The 21,680-nt window shown below is 43.6% G+C and carries 20 protein-coding genes; 7 read left to right on the top strand and 13 right to left on the bottom strand.

The genetic code is table 11. The annotated features are described in order from the left end of the window. Positions 1-80: 80 nt before the first annotated feature. Together ABMB67_RS08865 and ABMB67_RS08860 are read right to left on the bottom strand one after the other, a co-directional pair. Positions 81-1,670, bottom strand: a complete 1,590-nt coding sequence (locus ABMB67_RS08865; protein ID WP_354571837.1) for an acetate--CoA ligase — start codon at positions 1,668-1,670, stop codon at positions 81-83. 143 nt (positions 1,671-1,813) lie between these two features. Then, entirely contained in the window at positions 1,814-2,578 is a 765-nt protein-coding gene (locus tag ABMB67_RS08860; protein WP_354571836.1) for an ATPase, read from the bottom strand. 62 nt (positions 2,579-2,640) lie between these two features. Here ABMB67_RS08860 and ABMB67_RS08855 point away from each other — a divergent pair, with 62 nt between their 5' ends. Further along, on the top strand, positions 2,641-3,093 hold the full coding sequence (locus ABMB67_RS08855) for a DinB family protein (protein ID WP_354571835.1): 453 nt from the start codon (positions 2,641-2,643) through the stop codon (positions 3,091-3,093). 79 nt (positions 3,094-3,172) lie between these two features. On the opposite strand, the gene ABMB67_RS08850 is transcribed toward ABMB67_RS08855, so the two are convergent. Together ABMB67_RS08850 and ABMB67_RS08845 are read right to left on the bottom strand one after the other, a co-directional pair. Beyond that, positions 3,173-4,024, bottom strand: a complete 852-nt coding sequence (locus tag ABMB67_RS08850) for a DUF3221 domain-containing protein (protein ID WP_354571834.1) — start codon at positions 4,022-4,024, stop codon at positions 3,173-3,175. Between the two features lie 202 nt (positions 4,025-4,226). Then, complete coding sequence (locus ABMB67_RS08845) at positions 4,227-5,093, bottom strand: pirin family protein (protein ID WP_354571833.1); 867 nt, start codon at positions 5,091-5,093, stop codon at positions 4,227-4,229. A gap of 210 nt (positions 5,094-5,303) precedes the next feature. Here ABMB67_RS08845 and ABMB67_RS08840 point away from each other — a divergent pair, with 210 nt between their 5' ends. Then, the gene (locus ABMB67_RS08840; protein WP_354571832.1) at positions 5,304-5,954 is read left to right on the top strand and encodes a helix-turn-helix transcriptional regulator; all 651 of its coding nucleotides are present in this window, start codon (positions 5,304-5,306) and stop codon (positions 5,952-5,954) included. A 103-nt stretch (positions 5,955-6,057) separates the two neighbouring features. Here ABMB67_RS08840 and ABMB67_RS08835 read toward each other — a convergent pair whose 3' ends face one another. The 4 genes from ABMB67_RS08835 to ABMB67_RS08820 form a co-directional block, all read right to left on the bottom strand. After that, a complete protein-coding gene (locus tag ABMB67_RS08835) occupies positions 6,058-7,536 on the bottom strand; it encodes an aldehyde dehydrogenase family protein (protein WP_354571831.1) in 1,479 nt (492 codons plus the stop codon). Between the two features lie 320 nt (positions 7,537-7,856). Beyond that, positions 7,857-9,134, bottom strand: a complete 1,278-nt coding sequence (gene eutH / locus ABMB67_RS08830; RefSeq protein WP_354571830.1) for an ethanolamine utilization protein EutH — start codon at positions 9,132-9,134, stop codon at positions 7,857-7,859. Positions 9,135-9,422: 288 nt separating this feature from the next. After that, entirely contained in the window at positions 9,423-9,698 is a 276-nt protein-coding gene (locus ABMB67_RS08825) for a potassium channel family protein (RefSeq protein ID WP_354571933.1), read from the bottom strand. A gap of 3 nt (positions 9,699-9,701) precedes the next feature. After that, positions 9,702-10,172, bottom strand: coding sequence for an ion transporter (locus tag ABMB67_RS08820; protein ID WP_354571829.1), 471 nt, complete (start codon positions 10,170-10,172; stop codon positions 9,702-9,704). Positions 10,173-10,725: 553 nt separating this feature from the next. Between ABMB67_RS08820 and mntA the strand changes: the two genes are divergently transcribed. Together mntA and hepT are read left to right on the top strand one after the other, a co-directional pair. Then, a complete protein-coding gene (mntA, locus tag ABMB67_RS08815) occupies positions 10,726-11,127 on the top strand; it encodes a type VII toxin-antitoxin system MntA family adenylyltransferase antitoxin (protein ID WP_354571932.1) in 402 nt (133 codons plus the stop codon). Next, positions 11,117-11,521 carry a type VII toxin-antitoxin system HepT family RNase toxin gene (gene hepT, locus ABMB67_RS08810; RefSeq protein WP_251221367.1) on the top strand — a complete coding sequence of 135 codons (405 nt, stop codon included), beginning with the start codon at positions 11,117-11,119 and terminating at the stop codon, positions 11,519-11,521. Before mntA ends, hepT begins: the two co-directional genes overlap by 11 nt. Before the next feature lie 377 nt (positions 11,522-11,898). Here hepT and ABMB67_RS08805 read toward each other — a convergent pair whose 3' ends face one another. Continuing rightward, the gene (locus tag ABMB67_RS08805; protein ID WP_354571828.1) at positions 11,899-14,301 is read right to left on the bottom strand and encodes an S-layer homology domain-containing protein; all 2,403 of its coding nucleotides are present in this window, start codon (positions 14,299-14,301) and stop codon (positions 11,899-11,901) included. 356 nt (positions 14,302-14,657) lie between these two features. Here ABMB67_RS08805 and ABMB67_RS08800 point away from each other — a divergent pair, with 356 nt between their 5' ends. Then, positions 14,658-15,107, top strand: coding sequence for a DUF1569 domain-containing protein (locus ABMB67_RS08800; protein ID WP_354571827.1), 450 nt, complete (start codon positions 14,658-14,660; stop codon positions 15,105-15,107). A 190-nt stretch (positions 15,108-15,297) separates the two neighbouring features. On the opposite strand, the gene ABMB67_RS08795 is transcribed toward ABMB67_RS08800, so the two are convergent. Both ABMB67_RS08795 and ABMB67_RS08790 read right to left on the bottom strand, forming a co-directional pair. Continuing rightward, the gene (locus ABMB67_RS08795; RefSeq protein WP_354571826.1) at positions 15,298-17,088 is read right to left on the bottom strand and encodes an S-layer homology domain-containing protein; all 1,791 of its coding nucleotides are present in this window, start codon (positions 17,086-17,088) and stop codon (positions 15,298-15,300) included. 212 nt (positions 17,089-17,300) lie between these two features. After that, the gene (locus ABMB67_RS08790; RefSeq protein WP_354571825.1) at positions 17,301-17,735 is read right to left on the bottom strand and encodes a hypothetical protein; all 435 of its coding nucleotides are present in this window, start codon (positions 17,733-17,735) and stop codon (positions 17,301-17,303) included. 167 nt (positions 17,736-17,902) lie between these two features. On the opposite strand from ABMB67_RS08790, the gene istA reads away from it, so the two are divergent. Then, the gene (gene istA / locus ABMB67_RS08785; protein WP_354571824.1) at positions 17,903-19,318 is read left to right on the top strand and encodes an IS21 family transposase; all 1,416 of its coding nucleotides are present in this window, start codon (positions 17,903-17,905) and stop codon (positions 19,316-19,318) included. Next, on the top strand, positions 19,315-20,040 hold the full coding sequence (istB, locus tag ABMB67_RS08780) for an IS21-like element helper ATPase IstB (protein WP_354571823.1): 726 nt from the start codon (positions 19,315-19,317) through the stop codon (positions 20,038-20,040). The genes istA and istB overlap by 4 nt, the downstream gene beginning before the upstream one ends. A 158-nt stretch (positions 20,041-20,198) precedes the next feature. On the opposite strand, the gene ABMB67_RS08775 is transcribed toward istB, so the two are convergent. Further along, the gene (locus tag ABMB67_RS08775; protein WP_354571822.1) at positions 20,199-20,705 is read right to left on the bottom strand and encodes a hypothetical protein; all 507 of its coding nucleotides are present in this window, start codon (positions 20,703-20,705) and stop codon (positions 20,199-20,201) included. 15 nt (positions 20,706-20,720) lie between these two features. After that, positions 20,721-21,494, bottom strand: coding sequence for a hypothetical protein (locus ABMB67_RS08770; protein ID WP_354571821.1), 774 nt, complete (start codon positions 21,492-21,494; stop codon positions 20,721-20,723). Between the last annotated feature and the right edge of the window lie 186 nt (positions 21,495-21,680).

Below are 21,680 nucleotides of genomic sequence, written 5' to 3'. Positions count from 1 at the left end.
GAATGAGGTTCCCTCTTCGTCTTGGCAAGATCGGCTCGATTAGCTTACATTGAGCGTCGCGTTTTTTTAACATGGTCGTTTTAGATAGTCCCTTTTCCCTGCTTTTGCTCGCGCTGTCTTAATTCGACGCGGCGTATTTTACCGGAGGCCGTTTTCGGCAGTTCCGTCACAAATTCAATTATACGAGGGTATTTATAAGGGGCAGTCATATACTTCACATGCTCCTGAAGCTCTTTGACGAGAGCTTCACCGGCAAGCTCCGGCTGCTTTAGAATGACAAACGCCTTGACGACGGAGCCCCGTATTTCATCAGGGACAGCGACGACGGCGCACTCTTTGACAGCCGCATGTCTGACGAGCGCATCCTCCACTTCAAATGGGCCGATCGTATAGCCGGAGCTGATAATAATGTCATCAGAGCGGCCCTCAAACCAGAAGTAGCCATCCTCATCCAGCCTCGCCTGATCGCCTGTTAAATACCAGTCCCCGCGGTAGGCGGCTGCCGTGCGCTCAGGATCATCCAGGTAGCCTTTAAACAGAGCCGCCGTACTTTTATGGACGGCGATATCTCCTACTTCTCCTGCCTGCACACGATTCGCCTCTTCATCAATGATCGCGACATTATTACCGGGGGTCGGCTTGCCCATAGAGCCCGGCTTCAGTTCCATTCCCGGCAAGGTTCCGACCAGTAGCGTATTTTCCGTCTGCCCGTAGCCATCTCGCACCTGCACTTGAAAATGCCGCTTAAACGTCTCGATCACTTCCTGATTCAATGGCTCACCCGCGCTGACCATACTGCGCATAGCAGGCAGCGAAAAGCGCTCCAGTTCGTCTAATTTTGCCATCAGCCGATATTCCGTTGGCGTACAGCAAAGGACATTCACTTGATAGCGCTCCATCAGTGTCAAATATTTCTCCGGCTCAAAGCGGCCGTTGTAAACAAAGCCCGTCGCTCCGGCTCCGAGCGTCGACATGAACGGCGTCCAATTCCATTTCGCCCAGCCTGGTGCCGCCGTCGCCCAGACGACATCTCCTTCCTTCACATCAAGCCACTGCGAAGCTACCGCCTGATGGGCATAGGCCCAGCTATGCGCGTGTACCACGCCCTTCGGATGACCGGTCGTCCCGGAAGTATAGTTCAAAAAAGCAATATCGGCGGCCCGCGTCTCGACGATAGCAAACTCTGATGGCTCATCCTGCACCAGCTCTTCATATTGCACCCAGCCGTCGACCTTCTCACCAACGGAAATAAAATGAGTCAAACTATCCGTCTGCGAACGAATCTGCTCAAAGCTTCCGGTCAAGCCGGCCAGGCAAATGGTCGCCTTCGCTTTAGAATGCTCCACCCGGTAGAGCCAATCCTTCTCCCGCAGCATCTCCGAGCCTGGCGAAATAATCAGTCCAAGCTTTAACGCTCCAAGGTAAATGCTGTACGTTTCAGGAATGCGGGGCAGCGTGATGATGACTTTATCCCCCTTTTGCAGGCCGAGCTTTTTCAAGCCGTTCGCCAGCTTGTTTGATTCCCGCCGCAAATCGGCATACGTCTTTTTCTGTCTGTTCCCCTTTTCGTCCTCCCACAGCAAAGCGACCTTCTCTGGATCCTTTGCATGGCGGTCAATATCCTCCGCCATATTGTACATTTCAGGCGCATATAGATCAGCTTCGTTCATGCATGACTCCTCCTCACCATAATATGGAAGCGCTTTCTCTATTATATGAATGTCTCTCCACATTACTACTTTTCTCGCTCTTTTCCGCTTCTCCTTCCGTGATTTAACAAAAATGGTTGAAGGGGATATATCTCCCCCACTTTTCACATCATTTCCAGCGGTGTGAGCCAGCCGGCAAAGTCGCTGCTCAGCTTTTCCTTTTCCGCTTTATCAAAGCTGATGATCACACATGTTGCCGGTCCCGCTGATTTACAGACGTCGATGAAATCACACTCGGCACGGAGATTTCTCACGCCCCACACATGCTCAAGCTCATACTTAATTCCTTTTGACCCGACAGGCACCACTTCGTAAATAGCAGGATGTTTTAGTAAACGCAAAAAGAGGTCTAGTGGAAGTACGTCATCCTTCCTCGTCAGCACCTCTTCTCCGTACAAAGGCAGACCGGCTACCGCAAACGCAGCGTCCGACGGCGTTTTTCCGACTTTCTTTTCGTCCTTTGCGACTTTTCCAAGAACGGTGATGCCGAGCGCCGATTGAACGAGCGGCATATTCGATTCCGTGCTGCCGCCGATCTCAAGCTCTGTGAGACCACTCTTCTGCGACATGTTTTTAATTTCGTCTATTACGATTTGCCAGGCTTCCTCGGAAATAAAATTTTGCACAAGCACAGAAAACGGAACGGCCCCGACTGCCATACATTCCATTAACGCCACGCGGTATGTATACTGACTCAAAATTCGATAAGACGTCTGAACGACGTCCTGCTCCTTTTCCCCTATTCCCCCGGCACCATCTGCAGCAATCACCAATTCTTCATTGGCGGAAAGAGGAATGAAAATCACATCTCTCATCATCGTTTCTCCTTTATCGCTTACTTGGCTTGTCTCTCTATTATACTGCTTCATTGCTGACATTCCCTCGTTATATAATAAAATCATTGGTACGCAAATGAAAGGGAGGTATGTTGATGAAAACATTGGAGCAAATGTTTTTGCATTTGGATTGGGCTAATCAGCGAATTATTGAAGCATTGCAAACAAACAAGACCGAGGACGAGGAAGCTCTCCGCCCTTTTTCACATATTCTTTTAGCGGAACGCATCTGGCTAACTAGATTAGAAGGAAAAGACAGTACGAAACTGCCGATCTGGACTGTGGAAAGCTTGAGCCGCTGCCAGGAGATGGTGAGGGAGAACAAGGAAAAGTACGACGCTTACCTTTCCAATCTAACAGAGGATACACTCGACGAACCGGTCATCTATAAAAATAGCCGGCAAACAGAGTTTCATAGCTCGATACGCGCGATTTTAACCCATGTCGCCCTTCATGGACAGTACCATCGCGGCCAGATCAACAAGCTTCTCCGCCTTGCCGGGGCTGAGCCTGTAAACGTTGATTTTATTACTTTCATCCGTTCATAGATTTCCGGTACAAAGCAGCCGTCAGCCGGGAAAGCGCTCCAGCTGACGGCTATTGCCCAATGCTTGAAAGAAAACCCGATTACTCCACTACTTGAATAAACGCCGCCGAACCCTGGGCGGGAAGCGACTCATTGACTCCACCTTCGACCCAAAGCCGTACCGTGTCGCCCACATTCAGCTCGTCAAATGCGATTTCCCCGCTGCTGTTGACGATTACAGCGTGCTTCGACGAGGCATATATCATGTTATCAACAAGCACAACCTTACTTCCGCGGTTCACTTCAGTAATGGGTCCCGTGATATACGGCTCGGCAGTCGGCACGGGCACCTGATCATCGCTCATGCTGGCCAGTGGCCCTTCGCTAAACGTAATAAAATCCGTATGACCAAAGCGCTCCGCAAGCGCTTCAAGGTCGACATCTTCAACCCGGCTCACAGCTAACACAAGCTGATTCGACCAGACGTCGACATACGCGCCCCAAACTTTCCGCTCCCCTTTAAAAAAGCGACTCTCCTCTTCAAATATTTCATGTTGTGCCTTGTCAAGAAAGGCTTTTGAATACGTAACATGATCGATATGCACCTTAAAGGCTTGGCCATCGGTTTCAGGAAGGTAGCTTTTCAATTCATCGGCCACCTCTGAAACATCCGTCTCTTTTGTCACCTGAATCACAAAATCTCCTTCACGCTCATCATGATTGAGATAAAATTCTCCCCTCTGTTCCGAGGACAGCTTCTCATTCATAAAATCATTCAACTTCACCGCAAGCTCTTCTTGATCGTCTCCATAGACTTCAACATAGTCTTCATACTCAATTACCGTGTCGTCTGCCTCTGCTCCATTTGGTTCACTATTTCCCACGCCAGTGGCATTCCCCTGACCACAAGCTCCGATGATAAGCAGTACGCCGGTGAGCAGCAGCTTTCTCATTGATCTTCCTCCTTAGCTAGTGCCTTTTTTATAAGACTGCCGCAAAGGAGAAGAAGTTTCACTTTCTTTTTCTTATGAGCAGCTACATTCATTCGATCTTTTTTTAGTAGCTCATTCAAATAGAGAGGAAAGAGTAGCCTCTGAGCAACGAGCGTAATCGAAGCTAGTTTTGTCCCGAACGTTTCTATGATGAAGCTAGCCGCTAAATAGCCGGCGGTCCGAACTTTCCGGCATGATAGTCGCGATAGGCCTGTTTAATTTCTTCCATCGTATTCATTACGAACGGGCCGTAGGGGACAATCTCTTCCTTAATCGGCGCGCCGGAATAGATCAGGAGCTTGGCTCGTCTGCTAGCGGATGTTATGGTAAATTCACTGCTGTTCGCTGGGTTTCCGTCCTCTTGATACGTCAGCGTGGCGACCCCATGCTTGGCGAGATGAACGGTCTCACTTGTTCCAAGTTCCAGCTCACCTGATAAGACATATAAAAAGGCATTGTGGTTTTCCGGCAAAACATGAGTATAGCTCGCCCCTTTTTCAAAATTGACTTCGGCAAGCGTGATCGGCACGACGGATTGAAGCGGTCCTTTCACGTCGCCGAACTTCCCGGAAAACACCTTTACCGAGCCGCCGTCAACGCTCAAGACCGGGGCATCCTCGGCATAAATGTTTTGATACGATGTTTCTGTTTTCCGCTTGCTTTTTGGCAGGTTCAGCCATAGCTGCAGCGTATGAGCGATATCATCGTCAACGCCTTCCTCGGCGTGTCTCGCCGCCCAGCCTGCATTCATGTATTGAACGTCGCCGGGCTGCAAAATATCACGGCCGCCCCCGTTGTCAATATGCTCCAATCTTCCATCAATAACATAAGTGATCGTTTGGATGCCGCGATGGGGATGATCGGAAAAGGCCCCTCTTTTAAACCAATCTTCCGCCATCAAAATAAATGGATCAAAGTCCCGCCAACGGTCTACTGGCAGTACCCACCCCTTTTGAATAAATGGAAAGGACGCTTCCTCGTATTTGACATACCAATGATCTTTGACTTCTCGTTGAAAAATGTCTCCCATCTCTTTTCCCACTCCTTCCATACACTTTTTATATAAAAAAGTATATTAAATTAGGTAAATCATACATGACTCTGACTGCAATTAGCAATTTTTTTGCCTGCCGATCAGCTGCCCGAGTAGCTTGATCTCTTATTCTTTCCTTTTTTTATACCTTCTAGTATAATTAACTGTCATAGAATGCAATCCAAGATGAAGAATCGAGGAACCGATATGAATAAAACAAAAAAGACAACGAAAGATAAAATACTCGAAGCGTTGAAAATCGACGTTTCATTAACTGTCAACGATTTAACTGAACGATTAAAGATCACCCATATGGCAGTGCGCAAGCACCTCTCAACACTTGAGCAGGATCAATTGATTCAAGCTAAGGAAGTAAAGCAGCCAATGGGCCGACCGTTGCAAGTCTTCTCGCTTACCGCTGAAGGAGAGCGGCTTTTCCCAAAAAACTATGAGGGGATCAGCGTCGAATTTCTGCAAGACATTCAGGACTTGCATGGAAAAGAAGCGATCGACCATTTGTTCCAAAAAAGAGAGCAGAGACTTGCAGCAGAGTACAAAGCAAGAGTCGAACATAAACGGCCGACAGAAAGAATCTATGAACTGGCCCGCATTCAAAATGAAAAAGGCTACATGACGGATGTCCATCAGTTGGACGAGCAGACGTTTGAATTAGTCGAGCACAACTGCCCGATCCTGGCGATTGCCAAAGAATTTAAGACAGCCTGTCACTGCGAAACGGCAATGTTCAAGCAGGTGGTCGGCACAGAAAATGTTAAGAGAGTTTCCTGCAAAACAGAGGGAAATGACCATTGTAAATTTCGCTTTTCTTTAAAAGCTGCTCTGCCGCACAGCGGTTAATTTTTTAGCCGGCGGCGGTGTAAAACATCTGCGCTTTGTCTAAGAAGCTTTGAGAAGAGGCCGGGCAAAAGGTAAAAAACCTTAGCCCAGCCTTTTTTTCGTATTATTCCGGAATATAAGGAAGCTCGCCTTTTTTCGGGATATTGATAATATGAGTATCCGTATACGCCAGAAGCCCTTCTTTTCCGTATTCACGGCCGATGCCTGACTGTTTCACTCCACCAAACGGAAAGCGAACATCAAGTCCTTGCACCGCGGCGGTATTAATCATCGTTGTGCCGGCCTGGATCTGTTTGGCAACTTCAATCGCATGCTCTTCATCGCCCCAGACTGAGCTCGTCAAACCGTAAATGCTGTCGTTCGCTAATTCAATTGCATGCTCATCTCCGTCGAATGGCAGGATTGGCACAGTCGGGCCAAATTGCTCCTCCACTACGATTGGATCATTGTAATCAGCTCCGAGCACAACCGTCGGCTGCAGGAAGTAACCTTTTTCAAATGCATCCTTATCGAGTACTTTTCCAAGCTTGACAACCGTTGCCCCTTTAGCTGTAGCATCATCAATCAGACTTTGCACAAACTCCGCCTGCTTTTTATTGTTTACCGGGCCGATTGTGACGTCCTTATTAAATGGATCGCCTACCCGGATCCATTTATTCGCTGCTTCAATGTATTTTTCAACGAATTGCTCGTAAATCGAGCGATCGACATAGATTCGTTTGGCAATCATACAAATTTGCCCGGCAGTCAAGAAGTTGGAGATGACGAGACGGCGCATCGCCCGTTCATCATTGACATCAAAATCGTTCAAAATGATCGCCGCATCGTTTCCACCTAATTCGAGCGTCATATTTTTAATCGTATCAGCTGCCGCCTTCATAATATGCTTCGCCGTTCCTGTTCCGCCTGTAAAAGCGATTTTCGCCACTTTCGGATTGGATGTCAGTTCCACACCGACATCGGCTTCCCCATGAATGAGATTCAATACGCCGTTTGGAAATTCCGCTGCGATCATCTCCACCACTTTGCTGACAGCTAAAGGAGCAAGCGGACTTGGGTTCAGCACCATTGTGTTACCTGCCAGCAACGCTGGAGCAATTTTGATCGTTGAGAGCGACAACGGATAGTTCCATGGAGTAATCGCCGAAACAACGCCGATGCCGTCATGGGCGATGATCGTCTTCCCATTTTCGTCCTCTCTCATTTCATTTTGCAAAACGTCCTTCGCATTTTGGCAGGCGAATTCCATCCATGCAAGAGAAACGCCGATTTCCCCCTCTGCATCATAAAGCGGCTTGCCATGCTCCCTAGACAACAGCTCGGCAATATCAGGTGCAGCGGCTTTAATCGTTTGAATCGCTCTTTCCATCCGTTCAATTCGCTCTTCGATTGCCACCTTCGTCCAGCTTGCGAATGCCGTATGTGCCGCATCAATCGCCCGCACTGCATCCTCGCGTGTATTAATTGGCGCATAGCCAGCGATCTGCTCTGGGTGGGTTGGGTTTTCCCGCGCTTCATGTCTCTCCGCTTTTACTTTTTCCCCGTTAATAATCGCTTGAACCGTAATTTGGTCGTTAAACATCCTATATTCCTCTCCTTTATTATCTTACTATCGATATAGTTGCTATAGCAACTATATCAGGAAATAAGCCCTTGCCCCTATATTCCTATCGAAGTGTAACCTAAACATTAGACAAATGACAAATAGTTTGCTTCACTAGCTCGCAAAAAACCGTACCGCAATCACCACACTTTTTAAACAATAAAGTATAAATAGTATAGATGCAGTGTAGCTCAGATTATGTTCAGATGCAACATTTTTGCTTCGTCTTTCCAGCATAAAAAGTGCCGCAAAAGGATCGAATGTTGACCTTTTGCGGCGCCCCTTGTATGTTGATACGTCTAGCCAATCTTCTGTTCAGCTTCCACTTCCACGGGAATGTCTTCTTTATCCATGTACTCATTTTCGCCGATAATCCCCAGTCGGCGGTCCTCTTCCTCAAGCTGCAGCGCCTTCTTTACACAGAGCCAATGCGCTAGTGCAATGGCCGCTAGCCCTGCTAGAAGCTTTCCGGCCACGATCGGCAAAATCAAATTGGGCTGGAAGTTCGCCGTAAAGGAGAGATGGTCGCCAAGCAGGAAAGCGGCACAGACAGCAAAGGCAATATTAATCACTTTATCCTTTGGCCGCATCGTTTTAACGAGGCGGAACATTGCCAGCACATTAGCGCTTGAAGCAAGAATCCCGGCACTTCCAACGGCGTTTAAACCGACTTTCTTCCCGACGACTTCAAGCGGCCGCGACAAATACTTGCGAATCAAATAGACCATCGGGAACGCCCCGGCCAGCATAATCCCGATGTAACCGGCGGTTTCAAGGGCACGGAACTGATCCTGCTCATCTGCAATAATCGGATCAAATCCCCAAACGCCAAACATTGTTGAGAAAAAGCCGGTAAAATATTCGACGATCGAAAAGCAGAGAACAAGCTTGATCCCGGCATCCATCCCCTTTCCAAAAATCATAAAGCCTTTGACCATAATATCAGGATAGAAACGTAACCCAAGCGCAATCACCAACACTAACACAATCAGCGGAATTAAATTAACAAAAATAGCGCCAAAGCTTAATGCTAACTGATAGGTTGCTTCTGAGCTTGTTGAAATCACATCACGCACAACAGGATTGCCGAAGACCATCATCGCGCATGAAATCAAAACGCCGATCGGGATTGATAAAATGCCGGCCATGACGCCCAACGCCATATATTTATGGTCGCGCTGATCGAGCATCGCCAACCCCATCGGAATCGTAAAGACGATCGTCGCCCCGGCCATATAGCCGACTGTCATCGCCATAATCCAGCCTTCGTGCGTCTCAGCCAGCGCTTCCGCCAGCTGGTATCCCCCCATATCAACAGCGATAATGGCCGTAGCGGCAATCGCCGGATCGGCCCCCACTGTGGCAAAAATCGGCCCAAAAAAGCCCGAAATAAATGTCGACAAATACGGAATCGACGCCATGATGCCGGCAGCCGGAACGAAAATATGGCCGACGGAATGCAGCCCCTCCATAAACTCCTTTCCGAGACCTGTTTGCGTGTTTTTTATCGAAGCAATCGCACCAATAACTGTACAGGCCATAATGACATAGATGACGTAAGTCCCTAAATTCTCCATCCACCTTCCTCCTCACGTTGCAGCTCCAAAAAAGACAAAAAGGTGCCTGATTCCAGCTCGTCACGATCTTCGTCACAAAGCAAGCATCAGGCACCTTTGCCTATTTCGATTCACTTATTCACTGCGATTTACTTGACCAGCTCCATTGCCGATCAGCTATAGCTACATGTTACAGAAAGGTCGGGTCCCTTTGTACTTTTTCGTCAGATTATCTGACTGAAAAAAGAACGGGGCATTTTTTTCATAGAGAATGCACATGCTCCTCCCGTATCCGGCAACAGGCTGTTGTCAAAGCACGTTGTTCCTCTTATAGCTGTCAATCAGCAGTTTCACCTTTTCGATTTCGTCATCCGAAAGCTCTTCCAGGTGATCAATCTGCTCTTTTAAATAGGTAACCGTCGCGCTCTCTTTTCTTTTTTTGTTTTGCGAAAAATAAGCGGCAATCGAGCTTGTCACCAGACCGAGTAACCCAATCCCAAACACCATCAAAATAATGGCGATCAGTCTGCCGACGACGGTAACAGGAGAGATATCGCCATAGCCGACCGTTGTAGAGGTGACAATCGCTCACCAGACCGCATCAGAATAATGAGCTATGCCCGGCTCCAGCATCGTGATCGGAATCGACGTAAGAAAGATAAGAACCACAAGCACAATCAGGACTTTATCAAGATTATTCGTTCTGAAAATATCATAAACAGGCTGAGCGTAATGCTTTAAAATCGCCAATGTCCGCAATAGCCTGATGAAGCGTACGAGACGGGCCAGCCTGAAAATGCTGTCGAGGGGAATAATCGCCACAAGATCTAACGGATTCCGCTTTATGTAAGCCCATTTGTTTTCGCTCGAAAAGAACCGGACCGAGACATCCAGGACAAAAATAACCCAAATGACAAAGTCGAGATTTCTAATGAAAGGATGATCATTCCAAATAAAGATAACGGAGATGAACGCCAGCACGGCCATAAAAATTTCATACACCATTTTAAGTCGATGTCCCCGGGCAATGACAACTGTTTTTTTCTTATCTAGTTCCATGTCCCCCTCCAAAACAATCGTTTCTCTTATCATGACAGGAAAATTATAACATTAGTTTCCTTTTTTTATGAGATAAATTTCATATTTTCAGTGATTTTTTCCAGCGCAAGATTATCCATTATTTGATGCCAAAACTCCTTTCTGCTTCCGTTCTTCACAATATAAGAGTGAATCGCATCGTCTTAATAAACACCACTAGCTCGCCGCTAACCCATCATGAGTGACAACCTTCTCAAAGCACTCCATGATCACCGGTGACGATTTCGAATCCAAATTCCCCGTCGGTTCATTTACTAGGGCGAGGCTGATGGCGGTTCTTTCTGCCGAGCGCCGGATAAAAGTATAAAAATAACTTATTGAAGAGGTAACGTTTTTTCACTGGAAACCTTATCAAATCATTTTTAATAATTTGATAAGGTGTACGAATATACTCATTAAGCAGGATAGGGAAATAGATGAATAATGTCTCTGCCTGTCTGGTATAATAAAGAAGATGATAGAATGTCGCTCTTTTTCTATATTCATAGAAAGGCTGGAGGGATTTGGATTGAATATGGTGAACGAACAGCTCATTATCGACAAGCTTGTTGCTTCTTTGTCTCCGTTCCTCATCGTCTTGTTCGGCTCACATGCAAAAGGGACGGCGAATCAGGATAGCGATGTCGACATTGCCTTTTTAAGCGAGCAGAATAAAGTAGACTCTTATCAATTGTTTATGATCGCGCAAGACCTCGCTGCAAAGCTGAATCAAGAGGTTGACCTAATTGATTTACAAGAAGCAAGCACGGTTTTTCAAGCGCAAGTGATCCAGACTGGCAAAGTCATTTATTGTTCAAATCAAGAAAAGAAACAGCTTTTCGAAATAAAAGCATTAAAAATGTACACGAAATTAAATGAAGAACGCGCTCCTATTTTCAAAAAGATCGCTGAAAGTGGGTCAATCTATGAAAAATGATGTTGTCTTGAATAAGGTTGCCATTATCGAACGTTGTATCAAACGAATTACAGAGGAATATGAACAGAACCCAGACCATTTAAGAAACTATACAAAACAAGATTCGATTGTGTTAAATCTCCAACGTGCATGTGAAGCTAGTATTGACCTTGCCATGCACATTGTTGCCGAGAAAAAACTAGGCATTCCACAAACGAGTCGTGATGCTTTTTCGTTAATAGAAGAAGAAGGAATCCTTCCCGCCTCACTTTCTCATAAAATGAAAGCAATGGTTGGCTTTCGAAACATTGCCGTGCATGATTACCAGGAGCTTAACTTGAGCATCTTACAACAAATACTTGATAACCATCTGCAGGACTTTACGGACTATACAAAAGCGATCCTTTCTTATTGAGATAGGGGGTGTCATAAAGGTTGATACTCCCAACGCGTTTCCCCCGAATGTTGATGGCTCGATTTCAACGAACGCCTCCTCGACCTTCATAAAATCGTTAGGCTGATACACGTCATAGCCATACCGCTCCAACTTATCCTGCACAAGCTCACTTAACTGCACATCATCCTCTATGAGCATCACTTTATACATTCATCCACGCTCCTTTCCCTGCTCCTATTTTATCAAGCGGCTAAGTATGAAGAAAGGAGCTGGAACCAAAAAGGTTATTTTCACCTTTTGATTCAGCCCCTACTGATATAGCTTGTCATTTCAAACATCTTTCTCGTATTGCGCCCTTCAAATTGAATTGCTCACAAGCTCGCAGGATCGTTCGGTTAGTCCCCCTCCTCCATTACTCGTCCAATCACGGCTACAGCTTCTGCTCTTGTTGCGGTTTGCTTCGGTTTGAAGCTGCCATTCGGATAGCCGGTGACAATACCATGTAATGCAACAGTTTCAACAGCTTCTGCTGCCCAGTGAGAGATTTCATCCTGATCGGTGAAACGAGGGGATTGCTCTTCAGCTCCAGCCAATTGACTGGCATTCACGATGATTCTCGCCACCTGCTCCCGTGTAATCGGGTCATCGGCACCAAACGTCGCTTCATTGTAGCCGTTAATCAGGCCGTGCTCATAGGCTGCTGCGATGCTTTCTCTTGCCCAATGGTTCACTGTATCCTCGAACACACGGCTCGCTGTTTCTTCTATTCCATAGGCTTTCACAATCATCGTCGTAAACTCAGCTCTCGTCAGCGTACGATTTGGCTTGAACTCCCCATCAGGATACCCATTTACGATATTTTGCAGAACCAATGCCATGATATGCTCCTCTGCCCAATGCCCGTCAATATCGGTAAAAGATTCAGGAAGCTCCGGCGACGGTTCCTCCTCGATTTCTTCCTCTTCCGTACTTTCTACTTCCAATACGGCAAACTTCGTAAAATGATCAACCTCTCCGGCTACCGTACCGTCCTGCCAGTCGATTTGAATATTGTCTAATTCAATCCATTCGCCAGATTCTTCATCGAGCCAGAAAATACTGACGCTGCTGCTTTCTTCATCGACAAGCTCAGGATCAAATGGCATTGTAAGGGTAATCGGAACAGAAAAGGACTCCGTCGTATCTTTCGTGATCTCAAACACATCACTTATGACTCTATCAGACGCTGGAAGAGTATCGGTGTTCCTCACCACTTCAACATTGATCCGGGTGGTTCCACTGACTGCCCCGCTCGGGAGCTGCAGCGTCACACCCTCCATCGTTAATGATCCACCTGACTGCGGGATCGAGTTTGCCGGCGGAGCAGGCGAACCGGATCCACCGCCTCCCCCTCCACCGGAGGAGCGTGCAGTTACTTCAACCGTGCGCGTCACTTGCTCGGCCGCATTGCCAGCCTCGTCAGTCACATCATAATACAAAATATATTCCCCGGCCGTTGTCGTATCCACCTCACCTGTAACGACAATGGAGCTAGTAATATCCCCATCTTCATTATCAAGCGCAGTAGCACCAGGGTCCTCAAAACTTCTGCCGCGGACAACAGACATTGTCTCGTCGCCTAGAAGCGTAATGACGGGCTTTTCTTTATCAATATTGCGAATTTCAATCGTTTCAACTGACGTATTTCCAGCTTCATCACGGGCAAACACACTGAATGTTCCGTTTTTTGAAACGGTGAAGCTATCATCAGCAAAAATAGTTCCATTATCCTCATCAAGGAACCACTCAGCTAGCGGCGTTCCTTCCGCCCATTTTTTCGTCGCGATTACTCCATTATCTGTCATGTCCGCTGTAATCGTCACATCCTGATTGGTCATTGTCACCGGGTCCGCACTTAACTCAATCGTTGGTTCGGTCTGATCAATCAGAATCTCTGCCTCCGCAACAGCACTTCCCGGCACAGACATCCGGCTTTCCAACACAGAACGACCTTCTTGATCAAATTTAACCTCATCACTGTAATTCGCCCATTCGCTCCAACTGCCATCCGGTGTTTGCATGCGGTACTGGGCGACGCCTCCCCCATCGTAACAAGACCCATCTTGTAATGTGGCAGAGACCTCCTGCTTCCAGCTGCCAACAGCATCAGCCGGTGTCGTCACAATTTCGGGTGGCACACATGACACGACCTTCCCATCATCGTCGACATACAAATCAGGATGCAAATAGATCGCCGGTGCAACACTAGCCGGTATATTCCCTACAGCAGCATCAGCGGGGGTAATAAAAGCTCTATCAGCACGGGATCGTACATTGATAATATTGATATCGAAATCCGAAGCAGCTGTCAGTGTATAATAATCATAAGCAGAATTCAACCGGTTCAAAATGACCGTTTCATTTAGCACTGCCTCCTCACGACTGGGCAGACCGATTTTCGCCGAAGCCCCGCCCCACGTCATTGTCTGGATCCAGTCCGGATCCTCCAATTTACTGAAGTAGTCCGTATTCAGCCAATTGGCGACGGTCAGCGAATTGTCCGGGTCAAAGGCCGTTTCCACAACGTCCGGATCTCCCGAATTGTAGTAGTATCTGTTCCTTTCGCTGTCTGTGCGCAAAAACAATCCTTGCGGCTGGGTCGCCATCGACTGCAAATAGACCCACTCTCTATCACTATACGTGACGAGATCACCAGGGGTTAAATTTTTAATCGTTTTAGTACTGGCTTTTATCTCCGCAGGAACATATAGAGAAAAAAGCAAAAGAAAGACTACTATTCCAGTTGTCAGTTTTTTCATATCACGTCTCCTTATTTGTTTTCGGGCTTTCATTTACATCCAACTACCCTGACTATGTTGTAGATCGATTATCTTATTTTTAAAAGCCAGATCAGTTTATTTCTTCTCCCTTGCCGCACTCCCCCCCCTCTCCATATAGGTACTTATTCGAAAGTATACAGCATTCCACTTGCCTTTGATCATCAAACATGCATTCCAGACATTTTAAGGTGTATAGTCCTGGTAAATTTATACCTGTAAAGATAAAATAAAATATTTTGTTATGCTGATGATAGGTCTTTTGGGAAAACCTCCCGTTAATCAATAGATTTCTTGTCGTCTTAAAGGTAGATTTAGTTAGAAAGGAAGGTGTACAGATGAGGAATCTATTTAATCATTTGGATGCAGAGGACATTTTGATTCGCATTGATTATGTAAGCGCTGATGCCAAAGCGCAATGGGGGAAAATGGATGCCGCCCAAATGCTGGCCCATTGCTCAGCCTTTCAAGACATTGCCATGGGCAAATCCTTCCCTTCGCGCGGGTGGTTAGGCAGACTAGTAGGCCGCTTCGCCAAACCGCTTTTTTATAATGACAAGCCGCTCCCCAAGAACATGTCGACCATTCCAGATATTCTCATTACCGAGCCAAAAGAATTTGAACTAGAAAAAGAAAAACTGAAGCGCAAAATCATCACCTTTCAAAGCAATGGTCGGGAGACATGCACGCCCCACCCGCATCCTTTTTTCGGGAAGCTCACTCCCGATGAGTGGGGAAAAGGCATTTATAAGCACCTCGACCACCATTTAAAACAGTTTGGCGTTTAGTTTATTGAAGAAACAGGAACAGCAAGTGTCAACCCGGAATCAAATTCAAGGAATACCCTTGTCAACTGGTGGAAAGCACCCCTTCTCCCTTCCTGTAAAAACCTATTGAATTGTTCTGTGTGCTCTCGTGCTCCACAAAAAAACTCACAAGCGTCAGTGATCCACACTTGTGAGTTTGAGTTTATCTTTGTTACTTTTCTTTTATCTCAATCTCAACATCCCAATCTTCATCATCTGGTGTTAACGTAAGCACATCACGCTTCACAGAGATGCCAAGAGCAGATCTGATCTTGGCCTTATCCAGAAGCGCATCAGCGATAGCATCGGCAATCTCTTCCGCCGAATCGCCTCTTTTAACGGAAAATCTTACTGTTTCATCGATATTTTCATCATCAATGATAACGTTCATTTCAAACTCCTGGTCTTTCGTCGCATCCGCTTCCACCGTAATGTTCCATACTCTAATTCTTTCTCCGCTTGCTCCTTTTACTTCGTCATCGTCAATTCCAAGGGCGTCCAGTACATCGGCATCCCCATCGAATTGGATCGTAGGAACCTCATCGATTGGACTCTTGGTCGTTTCAAAAACAAATCGTCTCGTATTCTTATATTCCACTTTGACCCGTCTATCATCAAGCGCGTCTTCAATAGCTGCTTGCAGCAGTTTTGCTACTTCAGCCCCATCTCTCTGACGTCCATCAATTTCATCGAGGTCAATCTCTCTAAAACGACTTCCGTCAACACTGATTCTTAGCCGTTTCCCCTCTAAGTCAGGCGTAGCATCATTGACTCTATCTCCTGTCAGGACTGCCTCTTTAAAATTAGTATCACGGTCATTCCATTCCCGTTTCACGCTGAACTCAAGCGCTGACTGCTCAGCAACTCTAAAAGCGAAGATAGATTCTATTTCTTCATTGGCGATAACGACAACGGTTTCCATGCCTGTTTCTAAATTACTAAAGCCTGCAACCTCGCCATTCACCTCGATTCGCACACCATTGGCAACATCAAACGACTTCAAGCCAACCGTCACTTTTCGATTGTTTCTGTCGATACTTGAAATCGAGCCCGTCACGATCTCTTTGATGACTTCTTTCTCGGTTGAATAAGCATAAATTTCCGCCATTTTTTGATTCTTTAAAACGACACGAACATTCATCGTAGTCTTCAAGTCTTCAAAGCTGGCATCCTTGTCATTAATTTGAACGGTATAATCATCTGCAACCCCGAACGTGGCCGACCCGATTGTTAGCTCTCTCACATCAGCTGCGATACGGGAAATTTTCCCCGTTACAACCTCAACTCTCTCAAACCCTTCTTCAAAATCATACTCATCTTCCAGCGTGTTGAACAAACGATCAGCAAACACCGCCATTTCCGCCCGTGTTACCGAATTGCCTGGCCGAAACGTATTATCCTGATAGCCTTCAACAAATTTATTTTCCAAAGCGATAGCCAAATAAGCCTGTTCATCCGCACTTAAATCTGTTAGGTCGGTAAACGTTAAATCATGCTCTTGTACCGCATCGATCTCCGCTCCTAAAGCATGCACCAAAAGCTCCACAATAAACATTCTGGATGCTTCCGCCTGATAATCCTGAATGTCTTCCCAGCTGACGATATCATTGTAGAGAGCCAGCTCCACACTGTTCCGCGCCCATTCCGGCACCTCTCCTATGTAATCAGTCCCCGTTGTTTCCAACGTTCTTTTTTGTGACAACAAATTCGTCACAATTGTCACCGCTTGCAGCTTCGTTACCTTCACATCAGGGCGAAACGTAGCATCCGGAAATCCATTAATAATCTCATTTCCAGCCATATTTTCAATAAAACTCTGAGCCCAATGCCCCTCAATATCATTGAACTTCACTTCCAAAACATCTGTTTGAACAGTATCCGCATACGTCACAGGCCCAAACGAAAACACCATCGCCCCCGCAAGCATGACAGGCAATGCTTTTTTCTTCCATCCTCTAGTCAAAACCCTCACTCCCACCATTCCATATTATTCTCCTATTTTACCATAGATTTCTGGAATGGATAGAGAATACTCTGTGAATTTGTTCATGGGCGGGATGAAGGAGGAGGTCTTTAGGTTATAATTTTTCGATTATTTCAACAGGAAAATAGTATAGAATAATACAAAAAGTAGTCCCTACTTATTGTGGTGCTAATTTATATAAACTCTTGGTGTTATTTCTCTTTTAAGTAATTTAATTCTTTAACAAACTCTTGATATAAATTACCACTCGTATATTTTTTAATATATTCTAAAGTACTTTCCAATGTCTTTATCTCCATTATTACTGATAACTCATCCATAGACTCCTTCTCAACTTTAGTTCTTTTTAATTTTTCAAGTTCCAAAAACCTTTCAATTATTTCTTTTAGACCATCTAAGGATTTTGTGTGATTAAACATAAATTCACGGTCTAAATCTATATTATCTAATTCATTTTTATAGCCAATGATTTCTTTTTCTCTGAATTTCCCTGCCTGATCGCTTCTTTGTTGATAGGGGCCAAATCTAAAAGAATTTCTCCAATAGTTAAAAGTTTTTTTGGGTACCTCTAATTCAGAAGCCCCTTCAGTAGGAACTACATCCCTAATAACACATAGATCATACATAATCTCTTTAAGTGTTTATTGCAAAATAAAAGTGCAGAGCTTTGCAAAGTAAAAATGCAGAGTCCTGCACTTTCTTAATAAGTGCATAAAAAAAGACTTGCCAGTCACCCCAAGTCCCTCTACTGTAATGGTGTCGAATCATTTACAGAGTGGAGGATTATGAAAGGATGCTAGCAATGTCTGATATCAATTGTATCAAAACACTTAGAAACAACAAAGGGTTTTCGATAACTAAAATACAAAAAACATTAGGAATTAATTGGAGAACAGCAAAAAAATATGCAGATGAGAATCAATTGCCTCAATCAAAAATCAAACAAAGGAAAGGGATGATGACTGAAGAAAAGTGGGGGGAAATTGTTTCAGATTGGCTTTTTGAAGATAGGAAATTAAAGAAAAAGTTGCGTCGCACAAAGAAACAACTCTTTAAAGACCTTCAAGGTCTTGGATTTCAAGGCTCGTACAGAACTGTATGCTATTTTATATCTGATTGGGAAAATAGCCATGATGAAGATTATGATAAAGGACATGATCGATTACAACATCCACCAAGCGAAGCTCAAGTAGATTTTGGATTGATGGAGGTTGTTAAGGATGGAGAGTTTGTGGATACACACGTCCTTGTCATGTCCTATCCATGTAGTAATGTGGGTTTTGCGGTACCATTACCTTCTGAAAATCAAGAATGTTTTCTTTATGGTTTAAAATTGCTATTTAATCAATCAGGGGGAGTTCCTAGAAAGATCAGAATTGATAATTTAACCCCTGCGGTGAAAAAGGTAAGGTCGAAATTTGAAGAAGCAAAGTTGACAGATGCATTTATTCAGTTCCAGAATCATTATGGCTTTGATGTTCAAGTATGTAATCCACGAAGTGGACACGAAAAAGGAAATGTTGAAAATAAAGTGGGCTATATTCGTTATAATTTCTTTTCTGTATCTCCGGTAATGAATAGTTATGAAGAATTAACCGAAACACTTCGTGTTCAACTTCAAAAAGACAGACAAAGACTTCACTATGAAAAAGAAGCAATGATTGAGGATCTATGGAATGAGGAAAAGGATTATTTACTAGCTTTGCCAACAGAGGATTACCCTATTTTTAAAGAGGTAGAAGCAAGTGTAAATAAGTATAATGAAGCAAAACTGGACCAAACATTAATTCATATTCCAAAAGCAGCAAACTACCCCTTTATTTATTTCAGACTGACTTGGGATAATTTTAAAGCTGTTTCTCCTGACGGAGAGATCCTCTTAGAAGACTTTAGACCATATATGAGTAAAAAAAGAGCGATTCCATGGATAACTATCTTCAAGGATTGGATTAGAAAACCAAGAGTTGTCCCTTATTCTCGGTATCAAAAGTACTTACCAGGGAGAGTTAACGACTATCTAATGGTCGAAGATCTTGTAGTGCGAAAAGAGAGATTACTAGAGATCGTTAACTTACTTGTGACACACGATATGAAAAGAATAAATGAAGAATTTTATGATTTAATTTCTGGAGAGACTGAAAATCCCTTTGGTCTTGACTGGTCCCTTTATGACTCTCTAGCACCAACTGATGGGAGTGATCGATCATGAGCGATGCAATCCGATCCATGTGCAAATCATTGAGACTTGCTTATGTACCCGAAATGTACGAAACAATTCCATTTGATTCACCAGCACAATTTTTAGAAGACTTATTTAAAGAGGAATTTCGATTACGAGAAAAAGCAAAAATTCAGCGCCTTATTAAAACAGCAAAATTCTTAGATTCTAAGAATCTAAGTAATTATGAATGGAACGAGAGAATCAGGTTTCCTACCCAGATAGATAAGGATAGTTTAATGAGTCTTGAATTCATCGCACATAATCAAAATGTTGTTTTAATAGGGGCACCTGGAACTGGAAAGTCACATTTAGCAACTGGTTTAGGAAGGAAAGCTTGTGAAATGGGATATGAGGTTAAATTTTACCGTGTATCCCATCTCATAGAGCAGTTGGAACATGCATTAAAACAAGATAAATTGCCTTCATTTAGAAAAAGATTTGAAAAGGTCAATCTTATTATTTTAGATGAAATGGGTTACCTTCCTTTTAGTAAAGAAGGGTCTGAATTACTGTTTCAGCTCATTGCCGAATGGTATGAACAGAAGAGCTTGATCATTACTTCTAATCTTGAATTTAGTCAATGGAATCGAATATTTATTGATTCTAGACTCACTGCAGCATTAGTGGATCGATTAATTCATCATGCACATGTACTAACGTTTACCGGTGGAAGTTATAGACTTTCAAACGCATTGTCAAAATCACGATAGTTGAAAAATGGGTGGCAAAACTCTGCACTTTTCATTGCATTTTTCTGTATTTTTTTCTTGCAAAACACACTTTAAGCGGTTTTCCAAACTCAGCTTCAACTTGTTCTTTGTATTCTTTATTTGTTTTCATATAACCCTCCAAATACTTCTCGCAAGTATTAATAACTTATTTTTACTAGTGTGTAGTGATTACTTTCCTTCATTAGAATAGGCCTAAATCCTAATCCAATAAAATTATTGATATATTCTCCATTATTGCTTAACTCTTTACATATTGCCTCATTCATAAACCCAATGTTTTCAATACCTAATAAGTTAACGTACTCTATTATTTTCTCAAGAAAACTAATTCTGGCTCCCAAAGAATCTGATTTCTTACTCATAATCATTTCATCAATGATCATTAACCTCCCATACATATTCTCAGCTTCAAGAGTTCTATATAAGGATTCAATTACATAAAAAACATCCCCACTTATCGAATCTGCCCTATCGAGCACCCTAATCCAATCATCCAATTCAAAAATATATATAATACTATTGCCAATTTTCACTTCCTCATCTTTATCGTTATAATAACTTATGGAAACAGAACCGCCTAAATAATTCATTTCCTCAACTGATAAATAACTTTTAATTTCCATTAAATCAAATGTTTCTCCCATGCTTTTCTTCTCCCCCTACCTCCATGGATCAGCTAATATCTTTTTTAAAATTTGATATTGATCATTGCCATTAGTCAATTTACCTTTAATGAAAATAGCGTTATTTTTGTATGTTAAATGAGAGCTCTCATAACATTCTACCTCTTCTAATTCTTTTCTTTCACTAACAATCTCCAAATTTTCTAAACAAATATGATCAGTTTTTTTTACAAAGCTTAGTTTATCTAATGTTAAATATGCCTCAAAATTAAAAACTACATTTGCATTTTCTTTAGAGGTTTCTTCCATGTTCAAGTCAATCCAAACAAACGAATTTTCATTTCTCATACATGTTTTATTCGGAACGTTTAAAACAAGTTCATCAGTAGATTTCAGGAAAAACCAAACATAATCTAATAGCTCTAAACATTCACTTTTGTTTGGAGGTGATTTATCCGTATGTTCTATTGAATTTCTAATGTCTAAAAGTTTTTTTATAAGAAGTGGCCTTATTAAGCCATACTGTTCCATCAATTCTAGTCTTTTTTTAGGCGGAACTTTGTAATTGAAGTTAATGTTACCTAATGGATAATTCGCAATTATACTCTTCTGTCTTTTTTCATAACTTCTTTTCAAAGAAATAATGCCTTCTGATAAATTATCCCTATCGTTATTCTCATCAATTAGTTTTCTAGAAAACTCCCAAATTTCGTAGGGTCTTTTCCATTCTTCAAGTGAAACAGAAAATGATTCTCCTCCATCAATATTCCACTCTAAAATTTCCTTTGATAACCAAATTTGATGACCCATGAAAAAATTCACCTGCTCTTAATTTTCATTTGTAGTTAACTACTGTAACAGTTCCCCCACGCTAAAACTTATATTTTATTTTAATCTCAAGTGAGTCAATTTCATAATTTGAACCCTTAGTCTCGCAAGGTTTTCAAGGCACGAAAAAAGGAGTACCTCCCCAAAAGTCGAATGAGTTAAGTGACG

The organism is Halalkalibacter oceani, assembly GCF_040544555.1.
GTDB lineage: Bacteria > Bacillota > Bacilli > Bacillales > Bacillaceae_D > Halalkalibacter > Halalkalibacter oceani.
This window is presented reverse-complemented; position numbering and strand designations above follow the sequence as displayed.